The sequence below is a fragment of the Streptomyces sp. NPDC001507 genome (assembly GCF_042894765.1).
Lineage (GTDB): Bacteria > Actinomycetota > Actinomycetes > Streptomycetales > Streptomycetaceae > Streptomyces.
On sequence record NZ_JBIAVV010000002.1, the window covers coordinates 443791 to 460808 of the forward strand.

General features: G+C 73.2%; 14 protein-coding genes. 3 read left to right on the forward strand and 11 right to left on the reverse strand.

Annotated features, from left to right (window positions below):
* Positions 1–326 precede the first annotated feature (326 nt).
* The 5 genes from ACFY0K_RS08170 to ACFY0K_RS08190 all read right to left on the reverse strand — a co-directional run bounded on the left by ACFY0K_RS08170 (position 327) and on the right by ACFY0K_RS08190 (position 7374).
* Positions 327–950 carry a GntR family transcriptional regulator gene (locus ACFY0K_RS08170; protein ID WP_351954555.1) on the reverse strand — a complete coding sequence of 208 codons (624 nt, stop codon included), beginning with the start codon at positions 948–950 and terminating at the stop codon, positions 327–329.
* Between the two features lie 172 nt (positions 951–1122).
* Positions 1123–2925 (reverse strand): 2-oxoglutarate dehydrogenase, E2 component, dihydrolipoamide succinyltransferase, encoded by a 1803-nt coding sequence (sucB, locus tag ACFY0K_RS08175; protein WP_390639140.1) that lies wholly within the window; start codon positions 2923–2925, stop codon positions 1123–1125.
* 59 nt (positions 2926–2984) lie between these two features.
* The gene (gene lpdA, locus ACFY0K_RS08180; RefSeq protein ID WP_351954553.1) at positions 2985–4373 is read right to left on the reverse strand and encodes a dihydrolipoyl dehydrogenase; all 1389 of its coding nucleotides are present in this window, start codon (positions 4371–4373) and stop codon (positions 2985–2987) included.
* A 339-nt stretch (positions 4374–4712) separates the two neighbouring features.
* Positions 4713–6251, reverse strand: coding sequence for a leucyl aminopeptidase (locus tag ACFY0K_RS08185; RefSeq protein WP_390639141.1), 1539 nt, complete (start codon positions 6249–6251; stop codon positions 4713–4715).
* A 325-nt stretch (positions 6252–6576) separates the two neighbouring features.
* Positions 6577–7374 (reverse strand): adenosylcobinamide-GDP ribazoletransferase, encoded by a 798-nt coding sequence (locus ACFY0K_RS08190; RefSeq protein WP_390639142.1) that lies wholly within the window; start codon positions 7372–7374, stop codon positions 6577–6579.
* Between the two features lie 94 nt (positions 7375–7468).
* Between ACFY0K_RS08190 and ACFY0K_RS08195 the strand changes: the two genes are divergently transcribed.
* Positions 7469–8266 carry a hypothetical protein gene (locus tag ACFY0K_RS08195; protein WP_390639143.1) on the forward strand — a complete coding sequence of 266 codons (798 nt, stop codon included), beginning with the start codon at positions 7469–7471 and terminating at the stop codon, positions 8264–8266.
* Here ACFY0K_RS08195 and ACFY0K_RS08200 read toward each other — a convergent pair.
* The 3 genes from ACFY0K_RS08200 to cobT all read right to left on the reverse strand — a co-directional run bounded on the left by ACFY0K_RS08200 (position 8173) and on the right by cobT (position 12309).
* Entirely contained in the window at positions 8173–8940 is a 768-nt protein-coding gene (locus ACFY0K_RS08200) for a hypothetical protein (RefSeq protein ID WP_390639144.1), read from the reverse strand. The genes ACFY0K_RS08195 and ACFY0K_RS08200 overlap by 94 nt on opposite strands.
* Before the next feature lie 10 nt (positions 8941–8950).
* Positions 8951–10747, reverse strand: coding sequence for a phosphatidylglycerol lysyltransferase domain-containing protein (locus tag ACFY0K_RS08205; protein WP_390639145.1), 1797 nt, complete (start codon positions 10745–10747; stop codon positions 8951–8953).
* A 491-nt stretch (positions 10748–11238) separates the two neighbouring features.
* Positions 11239–12309, reverse strand: a complete 1071-nt coding sequence (gene cobT / locus ACFY0K_RS08210; protein WP_390639146.1) for a nicotinate-nucleotide--dimethylbenzimidazole phosphoribosyltransferase — start codon at positions 12307–12309, stop codon at positions 11239–11241.
* 150 nt (positions 12310–12459) lie between these two features.
* Between cobT and ACFY0K_RS08215 the strand changes: the two genes are divergently transcribed.
* Positions 12460–13437, forward strand: coding sequence for a class I SAM-dependent methyltransferase (locus ACFY0K_RS08215; RefSeq protein WP_390639147.1), 978 nt, complete (start codon positions 12460–12462; stop codon positions 13435–13437).
* 33 nt (positions 13438–13470) lie between these two features.
* Here the strand turns inward: ACFY0K_RS08215 and ACFY0K_RS08220 are convergent, their stop codons facing one another.
* Positions 13471–14676, reverse strand: a complete 1206-nt coding sequence (locus ACFY0K_RS08220) for a bifunctional adenosylcobinamide kinase/adenosylcobinamide-phosphate guanylyltransferase (RefSeq protein WP_390639148.1) — start codon at positions 14674–14676, stop codon at positions 13471–13473.
* A gap of 152 nt (positions 14677–14828) precedes the next feature.
* On the opposite strand from ACFY0K_RS08220, the gene ACFY0K_RS08225 reads away from it, so the two are divergent.
* Positions 14829–15041: a hypothetical protein gene (locus ACFY0K_RS08225; RefSeq protein WP_234542644.1), complete on the forward strand. Its 213-nt coding sequence runs from the start codon at positions 14829–14831 to the stop codon at positions 15039–15041.
* Between the two features lie 50 nt (positions 15042–15091).
* Here ACFY0K_RS08225 and ACFY0K_RS08230 read toward each other — a convergent pair whose 3' ends face one another.
* Both ACFY0K_RS08230 and ACFY0K_RS08235 read right to left on the reverse strand, forming a co-directional pair.
* Positions 15092–16171, reverse strand: coding sequence for a S1C family serine protease (locus ACFY0K_RS08230; RefSeq protein WP_390639149.1), 1080 nt, complete (start codon positions 16169–16171; stop codon positions 15092–15094).
* Positions 16172–16247: 76 nt separating this feature from the next.
* On the reverse strand, positions 16248–16949 hold the full coding sequence (locus ACFY0K_RS08235; protein ID WP_390639150.1) for a class I SAM-dependent methyltransferase: 702 nt from the start codon (positions 16947–16949) through the stop codon (positions 16248–16250).
* Between the last annotated feature and the right edge of the window lie 69 nt (positions 16950–17018).

Consider the following 17018-nt stretch of genomic DNA (forward strand, 5'->3'; position numbering starts at 1 on the left):
AAGGGCCCGGGTGCGAGCCCGTCGGTGACTCTAACTCCCTGATCGATGATCGATCAAAGGTTACAAGGGCAAAACCTCTCGATTCCGAGAAAGTCGGCACGGGGTGCCTTCGGCGATGGCACCGGGTGACGTGATCCAGCCGACGTTTGCGCAGGTGAGGCGGTGTTTGAGCGGGGAAGCGCTCTTGTGTGGGCCGGGGCTGCGGCTATCCCATTTCCGCCGCGCCGTTGCGGGCGGCGGTTGTCGGCCTGGTGCTGCGCCGTCGTGGCTGGTCGCGCGGTTCCCCGCGCCCCTTTCCCCGCGCCCCTTCGGGGGGCGCTGTGGGCTCACGGTCTCGGGGCGCAGCCCAGGACGTGGGACTTGACGATGTCGGCGATGCGGGGGTCGCGGCGCTGGAAGGCGGCGACCAGTTCCTCGTGTTCCTCGGCGTACGACTGCTGGACCGTGCCCAGCCAGCGGATCGACAGGGCCGTGAAGACCTCGATGCCGAGGCCCTCCCAGGTGTGCAGCAGCACCGAGTTGCCGGCCGCCCGGACCAGTTCGCGGTGGAAGCCGACCGTGTGGCGGACCTGGGCCGTGCCGTCGGCGTTCCGGTCGGCGTCGTACAGGGCCGCCACGTGCGGTTCGAGGGCCGAGCAGTCCTCGGCCAGCCGCTCCGCCGCCAGCTCCGCCGCGATCGCCTCCAGGCCGGCCCGCACCGGGTAGCTCTCCTCCAGGTCGGCCGCCGTCAGGTTCCGCACCCGCACGCCCTTGTTCGGCGCCGACTCGATGAGACGGAGGGACTCCAGCTCGCGCAGCGCCTCCCTGACCGGCGTCTGGCTGACCTCCAGCTCCGTCGCGATCCGCCGCTCCACGATCCGCTCGCCCGGCTTCCAGCGCCCGCTGACGATCCCCTCCACGATGTGCTCGCGGATCTGTTCGCGCAGCGAGTGGACGACGGGCGCGGTCATGAGAGCTCCTTAAGGGCGTTTGACGTTTAGACAATAAGGCCGGACCGTCTTTCGGGAGAGGCGCACGGGGGCGCTTTCGCGCAGGTGAGACGAGACTTACATGCTGCCTGGAGAGACGACGGTGCCCCGCCCGGAAGAAATCCGGACGGGGCACCGTGGAACCCGCTGGGGATCAGAGACCGAGCTCGACCTCGAACTCGCCCGCCTCCAGGATCGCCTTGACGGCCGTCAGGTAACGGGCCGCGTCGGCGCCGTCCACCAGGCGGTGGTCGTAGGACAGGGTCAGGTACGTCATGTCGCGGACGCCGATGACCGTACCGTCCTCCGTCTCGATGACCGCCGGACGCTTGACCGTGGCACCGATGCCGAGGATCGCGACCTGGTTCGGCGGCACGATGATCGTGTCGAACAGCGCGCCGCGCGAGCCGGTGTTGGAGATGGTGAAGGTCGCGCCGGACAGCTCGTCCGGGGTGATCTTGTTGGCGCGGACCTTGCCGGCCAGGTCGGCCGTGGCCTTGGCGATACCGGCGATGTTGAGGTCGCCGGCGCCCTTGATGACCGGGGTCATCAGGCCCTTCTCGGAGTCCACCGCGATACCGATGTTCTCGGTGTCGAAGTAGGTGATGGTGCCGTCGGCCTCGTTGATCCGGGAGTTGATGACCGGGTGGGCCTTCAGCGCCTGGGCGGCGGCCTTGACGAAGAACGGCATCGGGGAGAGCTTGACGCCCTCGCGGGCCGCGAACGAGTCCTTGGCCTGGGTGCGCAGGCGCATCAGGCGGGTCACGTCGACCTCGACGACCGAGGAGAGCTGGGCCTGCTCGTGCAGCGCCTTGACCATGTTGTCGCCGATGACCTTGCGGATGCGGGTCATCTTGACGGTCTGGCCGCGGAGGGGGGAGACCTCCAGGGCAGGAGCCTTCTTGGCAGCGGCGGCGGCCGGGGCGGCAGCGGCGGGAGCCGGAGCGGCAGCGGCGGCCTTCGCGGCCTCGGCGGCGGCGAGCACGTCCTGCTTGCGGATGCGGCCGCCGACGCCGGTGCCCTTGACGGAGCCCAGGTCGACACCGTTCTCCGCGGCGAGCTTGCGCACCAGCGGGGTGACGTAGGCACCCTCGTCGACCGGAGCGGCCGGAGCCGGCGCCGGGGTGACGGGGGCGGCGGCCGGCGCGGGGGCCGGAGCCGGGGCGGCCGGAGCCGGGGCAGCGGCGGCGGGCGCCGGAGCCGGAGCGGCCGGGGCGGGCGCCGGGGCCGGCGCAGCGGGGGCCGGAGCCGGAGCCGCGGGGGCGGGGGCAGCAGCGGCGGGCGCCGGGGCCGGAGCGGCCGGGGCGGGCGCGGCCGCCGGAGCGGCACCCGGGGCGCCGATGACGGCGAGCTTGGCCCCGACCTCGGCGGTCTCGTCCTCGCCGACCGTGATCTCCAGCAGCACACCCGAGGTGGGCGCCGGGATCTCGGTGTCGACCTTGTCGGTGGACACCTCCAGCAGCGGCTCGTCGGCCTCGACGGAGTCGCCGACCGACTTCAGCCAGCGGGTGACGGTGCCCTCGGTGACGGACTCACCGAGCGCGGGCAGGACCACGTCCGTACCGGACGCGCCACCGGCCGGAGCGGCGGGGGCGGCGGCAGCGGGGGCCGGGGCGGGGGCAGCGGGGGCCTCCGCGGCCGGGGCGGGGGCCTCGGCGGCCGGAGCCGGGGGAGCGGCGGGCTCGGCGGCCGGGGCCGGAGCGGCGGCGGGCGCGCCGGTGCCGTCGTCGATGATCGCCAGCTCGGCGCCCACCTCGACCGTCTCGTCCTCGGCGACCTTGATCGAGGCCAGCACACCCGAGGCGGGGGCCGGGATCTCGGTGTCGACCTTGTCGGTCGAGACTTCGAGCAGCGGCTCGTCGGCCTCGACGCGTTCACCCTCGGCCTTCAGCCAGCGGGTGACGGTGCCCTCGGTGACGCTCTCGCCGAGCGCCGGAAGGGTTACGGAAACCGCCATGGTTTCGGTTGCTCCTTACGAATTGCGGAAGTCTGAGTCGTCGCTTGGTCGACCGAGGGTCAGTCGTGCGAGTGGAGGGGCTTGCCGGCCAGGGCCAGGTGGGCCTCGCCGAGCGCCTCGTTCTGCGTCGGGTGGGCGTGGATGAGCTGGGCGACCTCGGCGGGCAGGGCCTCCCAGTTGTAGATCAGCTGGGCCTCGCCGACCTGCTCGCCCATGCGGTCGCCGACCATGTGGACGCCGACCACGGCACCGTCCTTCACCTGGACGAGCTTGATCTCGCCCGCGGTGTTGAGGATCTTGCTCTTGCCGTTGCCCGCAAGGTTGTACTTCAACGCGACGACCTTGTCCGCACCGTAGATCTCCTTGGCCTTGGCCTCGGTGATACCCACGGAGGCGACCTCCGGGTGGCAGTACGTGACCCGGGGGACACCGTCGTAGTCGATCGGGACGGTCTTCAGACCGGCCAGGCGCTCCGCCACCAGGATGCCCTCGGCGAAGCCGACGTGCGCGAGCTGGAGCGTCGGGACCAGGTCACCGACGGCGGAGATGGTCGGGACGTTCGTCCGCATGTACTCGTCGACCAGGACGTAGCCGCGGTCCATGGCGACACCCTGCTCCTCGTAGCCGAGACCGGCGGAGACGGGGCCGCGGCCGACGGCGACGAGCAGGACCTCGGCCTCGAACTCCTTGCCGTCGGCGAGGGTGACCTTGACACCGTCGGCGGTGTACTCGGCCTTCGAGAAGAAGGTGCCCAGGTTGAACTTGATGCCGCGCTTGCGGAAGGCGCGCTCAAGAAGCTTGGAGGAGTTCTCGTCCTCGACCGGGACGAGGTGCTTGAGGCCCTCGACGACGGTGACGTCGGCGCCGAAGGACTTCCAGGCGGAGGCGAACTCGACGCCGATGACACCGCCGCCCAGGATGATCGCGGACTTCGGCACGCGGTCCAGGACGAGGGCGTGGTCGGAGGAGATGATCCGGTTGCCGTCGATCTCCAGGCCCGGCAGCGACTTCGGCACGGAGCCGGTGGCGAGGAGCACGTGGCGCCCCTGGATCCGCTGGCCGTTGACGTCCACGGAGGTGGGGGAGGACAGCCGCCCGGTGCCCTCGATGTACGTCACCTTGCGCGAGGCGATCAGACCCTGCAGGCCCTTGTACAGACCGGCGATGACGCCGTCCTTGTACTTGTGCACGGCCGGCACGTCGATGCCCTCGAAGGTGGCCTTGACGCCGAACTGCTCGCTCTCGCGGGCCTGGTCGGCGATCTCGCCCGCGTGCAGCAGGGCCTTGGTGGGGATGCAACCCCGGTGCAGGCAGGTACCGCCGACCTTGTCCTTCTCGATCAGGGCGACGTCCAGGCCCAGCTGCGCCCCGCGCAGGGCCGCGGCGTAACCGCCACTACCACCGCCGAGGATCACTAGGTCGAAAACGGTGCTGGCGTCGTTCGCCACGTCACGTCCTCCATGCATGTGCGCCGTACGCCGGTCTCCAGTGACCGGTCGGCGGCTGGTGTCCGGCCGCTCTTCTTCGGCCCTGTGGGTGGGGCCCTGTCCTGCCGAGCCCCATCTTCGCACTTGTCGGAGGTGAACGAGACGCGGGGCTGGGGTGTGAGACACCACACGCAGCGCCCCGCAAGGGGCGCTGGGGGTACCCCCGGCCGAAGGCTGGGGGAGGAACTGCGCGACCAGCGACGAACCACGCGCAGTCGCCGGGCGACGGACCGGACCGAGTCAATGGGCGACGGGACCCCGCCCTACCCGCGTGCGAGGTCCCGTCCACAAAAACCGACGTCAGCCCAGGTCACCCTCGGCCGTCAGCTCGGCCAGCCGCACCAGCGTCCGCACCGCGGACCCCGTGCCCCCCTTCGGCGTGTAGCCGAAGGCGCCCCCCTCGTTGAAGGCAGGTCCCGCGATGTCCAGGTGCGCCCAGGTGATCCCCTCGCCCACGAACTCGCGCAGGAAGAGCCCCGCGACCAGCCCGCCGCCCATCCGCTCGCCCATGTTCGCGATGTCGGCGGTCGGGGAGTCCATCCCCTTGCGCAGGTGCTCCGGCAGCGGCATCGGCCAGGCCGGCTCGCCCACCTCCTCCGCGGCCTCGTGCACCGCGGAGCGGAACGCGTCGTCGTTGGACATGATCCCGAACGTCCGGCTGCCCAGCGCCAGCATCATCGCGCCGGTCAGCGTCGCCACGTCCACGATCGCGTCCGGCTGCTCCGCCGACGCCGCCCACAGCGCGTCGGCGAGCACCAGCCGGCCCTCCGCGTCCGTGTTGAGCACCTCGACGGTCTTGCCGCTGTACATGCGCAGCACGTCACCGGGGCGCACGGCGGTGCCCGACGGCATGTTCTCGGCCAGCGCCAGCCACCCGGTCACGTTGACCGGCAGGCCGAGCCGCGCCGCCACCACGACGGCCGCGAACACCGCCGCCGCGCCGCTCATGTCGCACTTCATCGTCTCGTTGTGGCCGGCCGGCTTGAGCGAGATGCCGCCCGAGTCGTAGGTGATGCCCTTGCCGACGAACGCGAGGTGCTTGTCCGCGTCGGCGTGCGTGTACGACAGCTTCACCAGCCGCGGGGTGGCCGCCGAGCCACCGCCGACGCCGAGGATGCCGCCGTACCCGTCCTTGGCGAGCGCCTTCTCGTCGAGCACCTGGATCTTGAGGCCGTGCTCCTTGGCCGCGCCCTGGGCGATCGCCGCGAACGCGGCCGGCGTGAGGTCGTTCGGCGGGGTGTTGATCAGGTCGCGGGCCCGGTTGAGCTCCTCGGAGACGGCCGTGGCGCGGGCCAGGGCCGCCTTGTGGGCGGCGTCCCGCGGCTTGCCGCCGAGCAGCACGCCGTCGGCGAGCGGCGCCCGGTCGTTCTTCGCCTTCAGGCTCTTGCCGGTGCCGGCACCGTTGTCCTTGTACGTGTCGAAGGAGTAGGCACCGAGCAGCACGCCCTCGCCGATCGCGCCCACGGCGGCGGCGTCCTCGACGGGCAGCGCGAAGGCCGCCTTCTTGGCCCCGGTCAGGGCGCGGGCGGCGACACCGGCCGCCCGGCGCAGCGCCTCGGGGTCGTACTCCGCGTCCGGGCCGGGCTCGGCGCCCAGTCCCACCGCGATGACCAGCGGGGCCTTGAAGCCGGCCGGGGCGGGCAGCTTCGTCAGTTCGCCCTCGGCACCCGAGGCTCCGAGGGTCTCCAGGACGGCCGCCAGCTTGCCGTCGTAGGCCGTGTCCACGGCTTCGGCGCCCGGGGCGACGACCGGGCCCTTGGCGCCCTTGGCGACACCGATCACGATCGCGTCGGCCCGGAGGCCGGGCGCCGCTGCGGTGCTGAGAGTGAGAGCAGTCACGGTGGTGAAATCTCGCTTCCGATGTTGAGTTGCAGTGGCCGAGCGGGTGGGTCGACCGGGCCCGGGAAGCGACCCTGAGGAGTGCCCTCGGGCCGCGTTGCGACCGGGGCCTTCACCCCGCGTCGGCGAACACCCGGGACGAGCCTACGCGTGTGCATGCGTTCGCTCATTCCTGCGGGTGTTCACCTGGGGGCGGGGTCGTAGTCACTTTCCCGCACCGGGCCTCGGTGTCCGGGCGGTCCCCGGCGTCGAGCGGTGCGCCCGGTACGGCGGGTGCGACGACCTGAAGCCGTTCATCGAGGCGGACAAGGCGCGCCCGCCCTCGTCAGCCGCCGCCCAGCGCGAACACCGCGAGCGCCGCCGTCGCCGCCGTCTCCGCAAGCGCCCCGAACACATCCCCGGTCACCCCGCCGAACCGGCGCCGGCAGTGCCGCAGCAGCCCGTCCGTCGCGGCCTCGGCCACCACCACCGCGAGCAGCGCCCGCAGGCTGTCGCCCGCCCCCACCAGCGCCCCGGCCCCCGCCGCCAGCAGCATCACCGCGAACGTCACCACGGTCGCCCCCACCTTGGGCACCACCCCGGCCACCGCCGCCCCCAGCCCCTCGGGACGGGCGGCCGGCACCCCGTCCACCGCGGCCAGCGTCAGCGCCAGCCGGGCCACCGTCGCCGCGACGACGGCCGCCAGGGCACCGCGCTGCCACCCGTCGCCGTACGCCTGGGCCAGCGCCGCCACCTGTCCGAGGAGGACGAAGACGAGGGTGACGACCCCGAACGGCCCGATGTCCGACTGCTTCATGATCCGCAGGGCGTCCTCGGCGGGCTTGCCGCTGCCCAGGCCGTCGGCGGTGTCGGCGAGGCCGTCCAGGTGCAGCCCCCGGGTGAGCACGGCCGGTACGGCGACGGCGGCGACCGCGGCCAGCAGCGCGCTCGCCCCGGCCGCCAGCACGAGCGCGCCGACCGCCCCCGCGCAGGCGCCGACCGCGAGGCCGGCGAGCGGGGCGGACAGCATGCCTCCGCGAGCCGCCTCCCGGTCCCAGCGGGTGACCTTCACGGGGAAGACGGTGAGGGTGCCGAAGGCGAAGCGGACGCCGTCCAGCCAGGGAGTCGCAGAGGTCACAGCCACCGGCGCAGGTTACCTGGTGGTCAGGAAGCCGCCGCCCGGCCGCACTCCGGGCTCGACTCCAGGCGCGGGTCCCCGCCAGGGATAAAGTGCGCACATGGGACATTGGCTGGAGCGGAACATCGTCGAGCCGGGCAAACTCCCGCTGCTGCTCGCCCTGACCGCTTTCGTCCTGACCTTCGTGGTCACCCGGGTCATCACCAGGCTGATCCGCGCCGGCAAGGGCCCGTTCGGCAACGTACGGGCGGGCGGTCTGCACATCCACCACGTGGTCCCCGGCGTCGTCCTCGTCGTCATCGGCGGCTTCGGCGCGGTCGCCAGTTCCCGCAACGGCCTCGGCGCGGCCCTGGCCGCGATCGTCTTCGGGATCGGCGCGGGGCTCGTCCTCGACGAGTTCGCGCTCATCCTGCACCTCGGCGACGTCTACTGGACCGAGGAGGGCCGCAAGAGCGTCGAGGCCGTCGTCATCACGGCCGCGCTGGTGGGGCTGCTGCTCGCCGGTTTCTCGCCGTTCGGCGTCAACGACCTCTCGCCGGGCGAACTCCAGGACCGGGGGACGGTCATCGCGAACGTCGTGGCCAACTTCGCCTTCTCCCTCGTCGCCCTGAGCAAGGGCAAGACGCGCACCGCGATCTTCGGGGTGATCGTCCCGCTGGTCGCGATCGTCGGCGCCGCCCGGCTCGCCCGCCCCGGCTCGGCCTGGGCCCGCCGCTTCTACGGCAACCGGCCGCGCGCCCGCGCCAAGGCCCGGCTGCGCACCTACCACCACGACCGGCGCTGGTCCCGGCTCAGCCTGACCCTTCAGGACTGGATCGGCGGCAAACCCGACCGCCCCGAACCGCTGCGACTCCCCGGCCACGGGCCCGGACCCGGACCGGACCCCGGCCGCCGGTGACGCCACCGCCACCGCCACCGGTGCCACAGCCGCCGTCCCGCCGGCACCGCCGCGCACAGCGCCGCCGTCCCCGCGATCGCCGCCAGGTGCTCCTTCCCGGCCAAGTTGTCCTTCAGCGCCACCTCGACCGCCATCGCGGCCGCCACCGCGCCGGCGGTGACGTAGGCGCCGTACCGCCAGCCCAGGTAGACCGCGAGCCCGACGACGGCGGCCGAGGGGCCGGTGTCCACCACCCGGGCGTCCGAGGCCGGCAGCCCCAGCGGACCGTGCGGCCCCATCGCGATGCCCGTCCGCGCGTACAGGGTGCCGGCGAGGGTCGCCACGTACGCGACGGCCAGGGTCCGCCACCAGCCCAGGCACACCTCGGCGATGCCGAAGACCACCAGGACCTGGGTCAGCGCGCCCCACACCGGCAGGTCCAGGGCCGGCACGAACAGCGACAGGGGAGTGCGCAGCAGGGAGGCCCAGAGGGGGCCGGCGGCGCGCACCGCACCGACGCCCTGCACGAAGCCGTAGCCCCACGACTGGTTCTGCGCGAACTGGAGCAGCGCGGTCAGGCACACCGCCCCCACCGTCATCGGCACCGCCCGCAGCCGGCGCTTCGCCAGCGGGCCGCGCACGGTGGCGTACAGCAGCCCCCACTCGACGCGGGCCCAGCGGGCGAGCGGCGTCATCAGGTGGCCCTCATCCCTGCGTTCCTCGCTGCGTGTCCAGGTGCCTGCGATGCACCCACTTCGGCAGCCCCGGAGCCTCCAGGAACCCTTCGGCGCGCGCCGAGGCCAGGCCGATGCGCGGAAGGTCCGCGCTCTTCTCGAAGAGCAGGAACCGGGGCTCCCAGATGGGCCGGTACTTGGCGTTCGCCCGGTACAGGGACTCGATCTGCCACCACCGGGAGAAGAAGCTCAGCAGGGACCGCCACAGCCGCAGCACCGGCCCGGCGCCGAGCCGCGCGCCACGTTCGAAGACCGAGCGGAACATCGCGAAGTTGAGCGAGACCTGCGTGATCCCGATCTCCCCGGCCCGCCGGAGCAGTTCGATGACCATGAACTCCATCAGCCCGTTGTCGGAGTCCCGGTCCCGCCGCATGAGATCGAGGGACAGCCCGCCCGGTCCCCACGGCACGAAGGAGAGCAGGGCCCGCAGCTCACCGGCCCCGTCCGTGCACTCCAGCATCACGCACCGCCCGTCCCGGGCGTCCCCGAGCCGCCCCAGTGCCATGCTGAAACCGCGCTCGGTGGCCCCGTCCCGCCAGTCGTCCGCATGCCGGACCAGGTACGACATCTCGTCCGCCGGGATGTCCTCGTGCCGGCGGATCCGCACCTGGTACCCGGCCCGCCCGACCCGGTTGTACGCCTGCCGGACGGTCCGCATCGCCCGGCCCTCCAGCGTGAACTCGGCGACCTCGACGATCGCCTCGTCGCCGAGTTCCAGCGCGTCCAGACCGTGCCGCGCGTACACGGTCCCCGCTTCTTCACTCGCCCCCATCACCGCCGGGATCCACCCGTGCGCCCGCGCCTCGCCGAGCCACGGCACGATGGCCCCAGGCCACGCCTCCGGATCCCCGATCGGATCCCCCGAGGCGAGCGAGACCCCGCCCACCACCCGGTACGCGACCGCCGCCTTGCCGGTCGGCGACCACACGACACTCTTCTCCCGCCGCAACGCGAAGTAACCGAGCGAGTCCCGCTCGCCGTGCCGCTCCAGCAGGGCCCGCAGCTGCTTCTCGTCGTCCTCGGTGATCGGGTCGACGGCGCGGCGGGAGCGGAAGGCGGCGTAGAGGACGGCTAGCAAGAGGAGGGTGCTGAGCACGTTGACGACGACGTTCACCCAGTTCGGCGGCGCGATGTACGGGAACCGGGAGGGGTCGGCGGCGACCGACACCAGGCGCAGGGTGCCGTAGTGCCAGCGCTCCAGGAACGTCGAACGCGCGGCGTGCGGCGCCTGGTCGGTGACGGTCACGAGGAGGGCGGCGAGCAGTGAGGCGACGAGACCGCCGCCGACCGCGACGGTGGCGGCGAGGCGCGGGTTGGACCGGTCGCCCTTCGCGTAGAACTCCCGCCGCCCCACGAGCAGGGCGACGACGAAGGCGGCGGTCAGCACGATCGAGATCCAGTTCTGCGCGTACCGCCGGATCTCCGGGAACGCCATGGCGAACGCGAACAGCGCGAGGAAGAGCCCGCTCAGCACCAGGTTCAGGATCCACGCGGCCCGCTTCCGCCGCCGCATCGTGATCGCGAGGAACGCGGTGAACACACCGGAGGCGAAGCCGGCCGTCAGGAGGTACGGGGTGAAGAAGTTCTCCTGGTTGTGCCGCCGCACGTCCTGACCCAGCGACAGCCACACCGCGCTGAGGAAATTGACGAAGGCGACGGCCCGCAAATACCAGACGGCGAAGGCGGCGGCCCGCCGGGAAACCCCGCCACCCCACCGCCCCGGCCCACGTCCCTCACACCGCTCCACGGCAATTCGGACATCTCCCATGGAGAGCGATCATATGGGCGCCCTCACCCCAAACCCCGCCGCACGCCCCCTTTTTCCGCCGGACGCCCACGCAGGCCGCAGACCCCACCGCCGACACCGACCGCGCACCGGAACGGCCAACCGCGCACCTGACCCCTAGGACGCCTACGCGGACTGCGGGCCTCGCCGTTGCCGGCGGCGGTCGCGTGTCGGGTGCCGCGGCGCGACGGTCGCTCGCGCAGTTCCCCGCGCCCCTGGCGGGGCGCTAGGCCCGGTGGCGGTGGCGGTGGCCGTGGCGGTGGCGGTGGCGGTCGCGTGTCGGGTGTCGTGTCGTGACGGTTGCTCGCGCAGTTCCTCGCGCCCCTGGCGGGGCGCTGCGGTTGCCGTCCTCTTGCCGGTTCCTCTTTGGCGTCGGCATTGCACCTCCGCCGGTCTCCTCTTTCCGCCGCGACGGCGGTCGGCCGGGTCGGCGCAGACCGGCGGTGCCGTCCCGGCCGTGGCGAATGGCTCCGCTAGTCTTCCGGCTTCTCCTCGGCCTCCGGCTTTTCCGGCAACTCCGCCGCCAAGGCCGCCGCGGCCTGGACCAGGGGCAGGGCCAGTAGGGCGCCCGCGCCCTCGCCGACCTTCACGCCCTGCTCGAGGAGGGGCTCCAGGGCCATCCGGTCCAGGGCCTTCGCCTGCCCCGGCTCCCCGCTGTCGTGGCCGGCCAGCCACCAGTCCGGTGCCCGGAACGCGATCCGCTGCGCGACCAGCGCACACGCGGCCACGACCACGCCGTCCAATACCACCGGCAGCTTCCGCACCGCCGACTGCAGCAGGAACCCGGTCATCGCCGCGAGGTCGGCCCCGCCGACCGTCGCCAGCAACTGCAACTGGTCCCCGAGCACCGGCCGCGCCCGCCGCAGCGCGTCCCGGATCGCCGCGCACTTCCGCATCCACGCGAGGTCGTCGATGGCGAGCCCGCCCCGCCCGGTCACCACCGACGCATCCGTCCCGCACAGCGCCGCGACCAGGGTGGAGGCCGCCGTCGTGCCGCCGACGCTGACGTCGCCGAGAACCACCAGATCGGTCCCGGAGTCGGCCTCCTCGTCGGCCAGCGCGACGCCCGCCCGGAAGGCCGCCTCCGCCTCCTCCAGGGTCAGCGCGTCCTCGATGTCGATACGGCCGCTGCCCCGCCGCACCCGGTGCCGTACGACCTCCTCGGGCAGCGTGTCCGGGGCGCAGTCCAGCGCCATGTCCACGATCCGCACCGGCACCCCGAGCCGCCGGGCGAGGACCGCCACGGGGCTGCCGCCCTCGAGGACCGCCCGCACCAGCAGCTCCGCGCTGCCCGCGGGCCGGGCGGAGACGCCGAGTTCGGCGACGCCGTGGTCGCCGGCGAAGAGCAGCACCCGCGGCCGTTCCACCGGCCGTACCGGCACCGAACCCTGCGCGGCGGCCAGCCACTCACCCAGGTCGTCGAGGCGGCCCAGCGACCCGGGCGGCACGGCCAGCCGCTCCCGGCGCGCCTCGGCGTCACGGCGCACACCGCCGTCGGGGCGCTCGATCAGATCGGTGAAGTCGTCGAGATTAAGCGAGCTCATTCGCCGAACAGTACCGGCACCGAACCAACAGTCAGGTGCCAGATCGCCAGCACACCCGCACGGCGCCTTGGCAGGCAAGATCGGTATCCCATACGTTCCGGTTTGCAGTGGATTGCGTTCAGGGAGTACTGGGAGCACAGGGAGCCGCCCATGCCGCCGCGCACGCCCGAACTCGCCGCGGGCCCCGACCGGTTCCACGAGCCGCGCCGCGAGGACTGCCCCTGGTGCGGCTCCAGGCGGCTGCGCACCCGCCTGCGCACGCCCGACCTCCTCCACCACCGGCCGGGCACCTTCACCGTCGACGTGTGCCGGGACTGCGCCCACACCTTCCAGAACCCCCGGCTCTCCCCGGCCGGTCTCGCCCTCTACCACCGGGACTTCTACGACGGCCGCCTGGAGGACTACACCGACCGCCTCCACACCACCCGCGCGGGCCGCCGCCGGCACCGCGCCGCCGCCCGCGTGATGCAGGCGCTGCCGGAGCCGGAGAGCTGGCTGGACGTCGGCACGGGCCACGCCCACTTCCCGCGCACGGCGCAGGAACTCTTCGCCTACACGTCGTTCGACGGCCTCGACCCGACCCTGCGCGTGGGGCGCGCCCAGGTCGAGGGCCACATCGAGGAGGCCCACTGCGGCTACCTGGCCATGCCGGAGGTGCTGGCCCAGCTGCGCGGCCGCTACGACGTCGTCAGCATGCTCCACCACCTGCAGCACACGCCCGACCCGCGAGCCGAACTCCGTGCCGCCCTCACCGCGCTGCGCCCCGGCGGCCACGTCCTCATCGACGTCCCGAACCCGCGCAGCGCGTTCGCCCGGCTCCTCGGCAAGTGGTGGATCCCGTACGGCCAGCCCCGCCACCTGCACCTCATGCCGATGGCCAACCTCCGGGCGGAGCTGGAGTCGCAGGGCTGCCAGATCCTCCGAACCGACCGGAAGTCGCCGCACACGCCGTACGACATCTCGGCCGCGCTCGGCCTGTTCCTGGGCCGGGTCCTGCCGAAACGGTGGCTGCGCGGGGCGGCGCCGCTGGTCGCCGTCGCGAGGCTCGCCGACCACGCCCTGGCTCCGCTGCTGCGGCGGACGCCGTTCTCGAACGCGTACCGGATCGTCGCGAGGAAGGGAAGCTGACGGCCGGTCGCGCGCCCCCTACGGGGCGCCGCACTACCTCAGCACCACCGCCTGCCCCGCCACCACCAGCACCACCTGCTCGCACTCGCTCGCGAACGCCGCGTTCAGGCGCCCCAGTTCATCCCGGTACCGGCGCCCGGACGCGGTCGCCGGTACGATCCCCGACCCCACCTCGTTCGACACGGCCACCACCGTCCGCCGCGTCCCCCGCACCGCCTCCGTCAGTTCCCGCACCCGCTCCCGCAGGGCCTTCTCCCCGCCCGACGCCCACTCCGTGTCGTCCCACGCCCCGACGGCGTCCATCGCGTCCGTCAGCCACAGCGACAGGCAGTCGACGAGCAGCGCCGGCCCGTCCTGCGCCAGCAACGGCACGAGGTCGCACGTCTCCGTCGTACGCCAGGAACCCGGCCGCCGGTCACGGTGCGCGGCCACCCGTGCCGCCCACTCGGTGTCCCCGCCGCGCGTACCGCCGGTGGCGACGTACAGCACGTCGGGGAAGGACTCCAGCCGCCGCTCGGCCTCCACGGACTTCCCCGACCGGGCACCGCCCAGCACCAGCGTCCGGCGCGGTACGTCGGGCACGTCCTCGTACACCCCGACCGTCAGCGTCGTCCCGTCCGGTACCGCCCGCGCCCCGGCCGCGGCCAGCCGGCGGCGCAACTCGGGGCCGGGCGGCACGTCGTGGCCGAGATGGACGGCGACGACGTCCGTGGTCGGCCCGACCGCGCCGACCGCCCGGAGGCGTGCCAGCGCGTCCGGGCGCCCCACGACGTCGAGGAGCACCAGGTGGTACGGGTCCGCGTCCCCGTTCCCGTTCTCCAGCCCGGCCTGCGCCCCGCCCGGCGGCAGGTACAGCAGCCGCTGCCCGTCGGGCCCGGTCACCGCGTACCCGGTGCCGCCCGCGTCCATCGCCACCGCCCGCACCCGATGCCCCGTCAGCAGCGCCAGCTCGCGCCCGTCCGGCACCCGCCCCGGCTGCGGCAGCCCGGGCGGCACCTCGACGGCGGGCCCGTCGTGCGGGTGCGACAGCAGCACCTGCCGGACTCCGCCGAGGGACAGCCCGGACCGGGCCGCCGCGAACGCCGCCCCCGGCGTCAGATCGAGCAGCAGCGTCCCGTCGACGAGCACCGCGGTGGCGGCCCGCGCATCCTCCCCGACGGCAGTCGCACAGGCCGCACAGGAACAGCCGGGCTGAGGCAGCCCCGCAGGAGCACCGGTACCGAGCAAAGTCACTTCCACGGACCGATTCTCACCCGTCCTGACGGTTCTCGCTCCAGCCGACGCCCCCTGCTGCGCGCTCAACCCCCACCGGCCCGCACACGAGCCCACAACCAGCGGAGTTTTCGTCGGCGCCCTTATACGATGCACCAGTTGGATCAAAGGAGGCCTACATGGCGGCATGGACATGGCGGTTCGAGAAGGCCGACGGGACGGAGGTCCAGCCCGCGGTGGAGCCCGAGGAGTTCACCACCCAGGGCGACGCCGAGTCGTGGATCGGCGAGCAGTGGAAGGCACTGCTGGCCGGCGGCGCCGACCAGGTGCGGCTCTACGAGGACGCCACCGAGATCTACGGGCCGATGAGTCTGCACGCGGACGAGTCCTGAGACGTGCCGGTCCGGGGCGGCCCTCACCGGCCGCCCCGCCGGTCACCGGTTCACTGCTCGCTCAGCGTCACGTCCACCGTCCTGCCGATGCCGTCCCGGCTGTAGGTCACCGTCGTCTTCTGCCCCGGCCGGTCCGCGGCGAGGGACTCGGCCAGTGAGGTGATGGTGGTGATTCTGTCGCCACCCAGCCTGGTGATGATGTCCCCGGGCCGGATGCCCGCCTTGTCGGCCGCGTCGCCGCGCTTCACGGTCACCACGGCCACCCCGGCCGGCTGGTAGTTCGCGTCGACCACCGTGCGCCCGGCGATGCCCAGCGCGGCCCGGCCCGAGTCGGTGACCTTGCCCTGCTTGATGATCTGGTCGGCGACCGTCTTCACCATCGACCCCGGGATGGCGAACCCGATCCCCGGCGCCGCACTGCCGCCGAGGTCGGGGTCGCTCGCGGCGAGCGTCGGGATGCCGATGACCTGGCCGCTCAGGTCGACCAGGGCGCCCCCGCTGTTGCCGGGGTTGATGGCCGCCGAGGTCTGCACCATGTTGGGGATGGTGGCGCCCGTACCGCCGCCCGCCGGGTTCTCGCTGACGGTCCGTCCGGTCGCCGACACGATGCCCTCGGTCACGCTGGACGACAGCCCGAGCGGCGAGCCCATGGCCAGCGTGATCTGCCCGACCGACACCTTCTCGGTGTCGCCGAAGGTGGCCGCCTTCAGCCCGTCCGGGATCCTGTCGAGCCTGATCACCGCCAGGTCCTGCTCGGGGTAGGAGTACACCAGCGTCGCGGTCAGCGGTTCCTCGGTGTGGGCCGTCGTCACCTTGAACCTCTTCTCGTTCCCCACGACGTGCGCGTTGGTGACGATGTGTCCGTTGCCGTCGTAGACCACGCCCGACCCCAGGTCGCTGCTGGCCTGGATCTGTACGACCGACGGCAGGACGTCCTTGATCACCTTCTGGTACCGGTCCTGCAGCTCCGTCGCCGCCAGGGGAACGACCGCCGCCTTCGTGGCGCGGGCGGCCGAGGCGTCCTCGGCCGCGTCGCCGTCGAAGGCGGAACATCCTGAGGCCAGCACGAGGCAGCAGGAACCGAGCACGGCGGCCGAACGCAGGGTCCGGCGGGCGGGGGAAGCGTCCATGCCCCGAGTCTCGCCGCCGCGGTGACGCTCCGGCTCGCGCTGCTGGCCCGAACGAGCGGCACCGGGTGAGGCGGCGTCAGCCGCGGACCCCGCACAGGTGCAGCAGCGCCGCGACCGACCGGTACGGATCCGTCCGCCCGGCCCGCTCCTCCGCTGCGAGCAGCGTCTCCAGGTCGGCCGGCGCCCCGGCGCCGTCCGCGGCGGTGTCCGTGAACACCCTTACGCCGTACCAGGACTGCAGCGGCGCGCCGATGCCGGCGAGGGCGCCGGTCAGGGTGCTCAGCCGGTCGGCCCGGACGTCCAGGCCCAGCCGGTTGCGGTAGGAGACGGTGTCGAAGGACTCCAGGGCGCCCGCCCAGTCACCGCTCAGCCCCGGCCGCATCGCCAGCGCGTCGGCGTTGCGCACCAGCAGCGACAGCAGCCCGCCCGGGGCCAGCATCCGGCCCAGCCCGGCGAGCAGCGCGTCCGGCTCCCGGACGTACATCAGCACCCCGTGGCAGAGCACCACGTCGAAGCTGCCCGGAAGGAAGTGGACGCCCGTGTCCTGCCCGTCCCCCTGGACGATCCGCACCCGCTCGCGGATGCCGTCCGGCTCGGCGGCCAGGGCCTCACGCGCGGCCGCGATCATCGTCGGTTCCCGCTCGACACCGGTCACCTGGTGCCCGGCCCGGGCCAGCCGCAGGGCCTGCGTGCCCTGGCCCATCCCCACGTCGAGCACCCGCAGCCGCTGCCCGACCGGGAAACGCCCGGTTATCTGCTCGTCGAGCTGACGGGCCACCAACCGCTGCCGTACCACATCACGAAGCCCGCCCAGCTTGTCCAGCCACGCCTGCGCCGCACCCCCGGA

Excerpts from the sequence above, each read along its gene's own strand:
- ACFY0K_RS08230 (WP_390639149.1), bottom strand. The coding sequence starts at position 16,171 with ATGGACGCTTCCCCCGCCCGCCGGACCCTGCGTTCGGCCGCCGTGCTC.
- ACFY0K_RS08200 (WP_390639144.1), bottom strand. The coding sequence starts at position 8,940 with ATGACGCCGCTCGCCCGCTGGGCCCGCGTCGAGTGGGGGCTGCTGTAC.
- ACFY0K_RS08205 (WP_390639145.1), bottom strand. The coding sequence starts at position 10,747 with ATGGGAGATGTCCGAATTGCCGTGGAGCGGTGTGAGGGACGTGGGCCG.
- ACFY0K_RS08215 (WP_390639147.1), top strand. The coding sequence starts at position 12,460 with ATGCCGCCGCGCACGCCCGAACTCGCCGCGGGCCCCGACCGGTTCCAC.
- ACFY0K_RS08170 (WP_351954555.1), bottom strand. The coding sequence starts at position 950 with ATGACCGCGCCCGTCGTCCACTCGCTGCGCGAACAGATCCGCGAGCAC.
- cobT (WP_390639146.1), bottom strand. The coding sequence starts at position 12,309 with ATGAGCTCGCTTAATCTCGACGACTTCACCGATCTGATCGAGCGCCCC.
- ACFY0K_RS08195 (WP_390639143.1), top strand. The coding sequence starts at position 7,469 with ATGGGACATTGGCTGGAGCGGAACATCGTCGAGCCGGGCAAACTCCCG.
- ACFY0K_RS08225 (WP_234542644.1), top strand. The coding sequence starts at position 14,829 with ATGGCGGCATGGACATGGCGGTTCGAGAAGGCCGACGGGACGGAGGTC.
- sucB (WP_390639140.1), bottom strand. The coding sequence starts at position 2,925 with ATGGCGGTTTCCGTAACCCTTCCGGCGCTCGGCGAGAGCGTCACCGAG.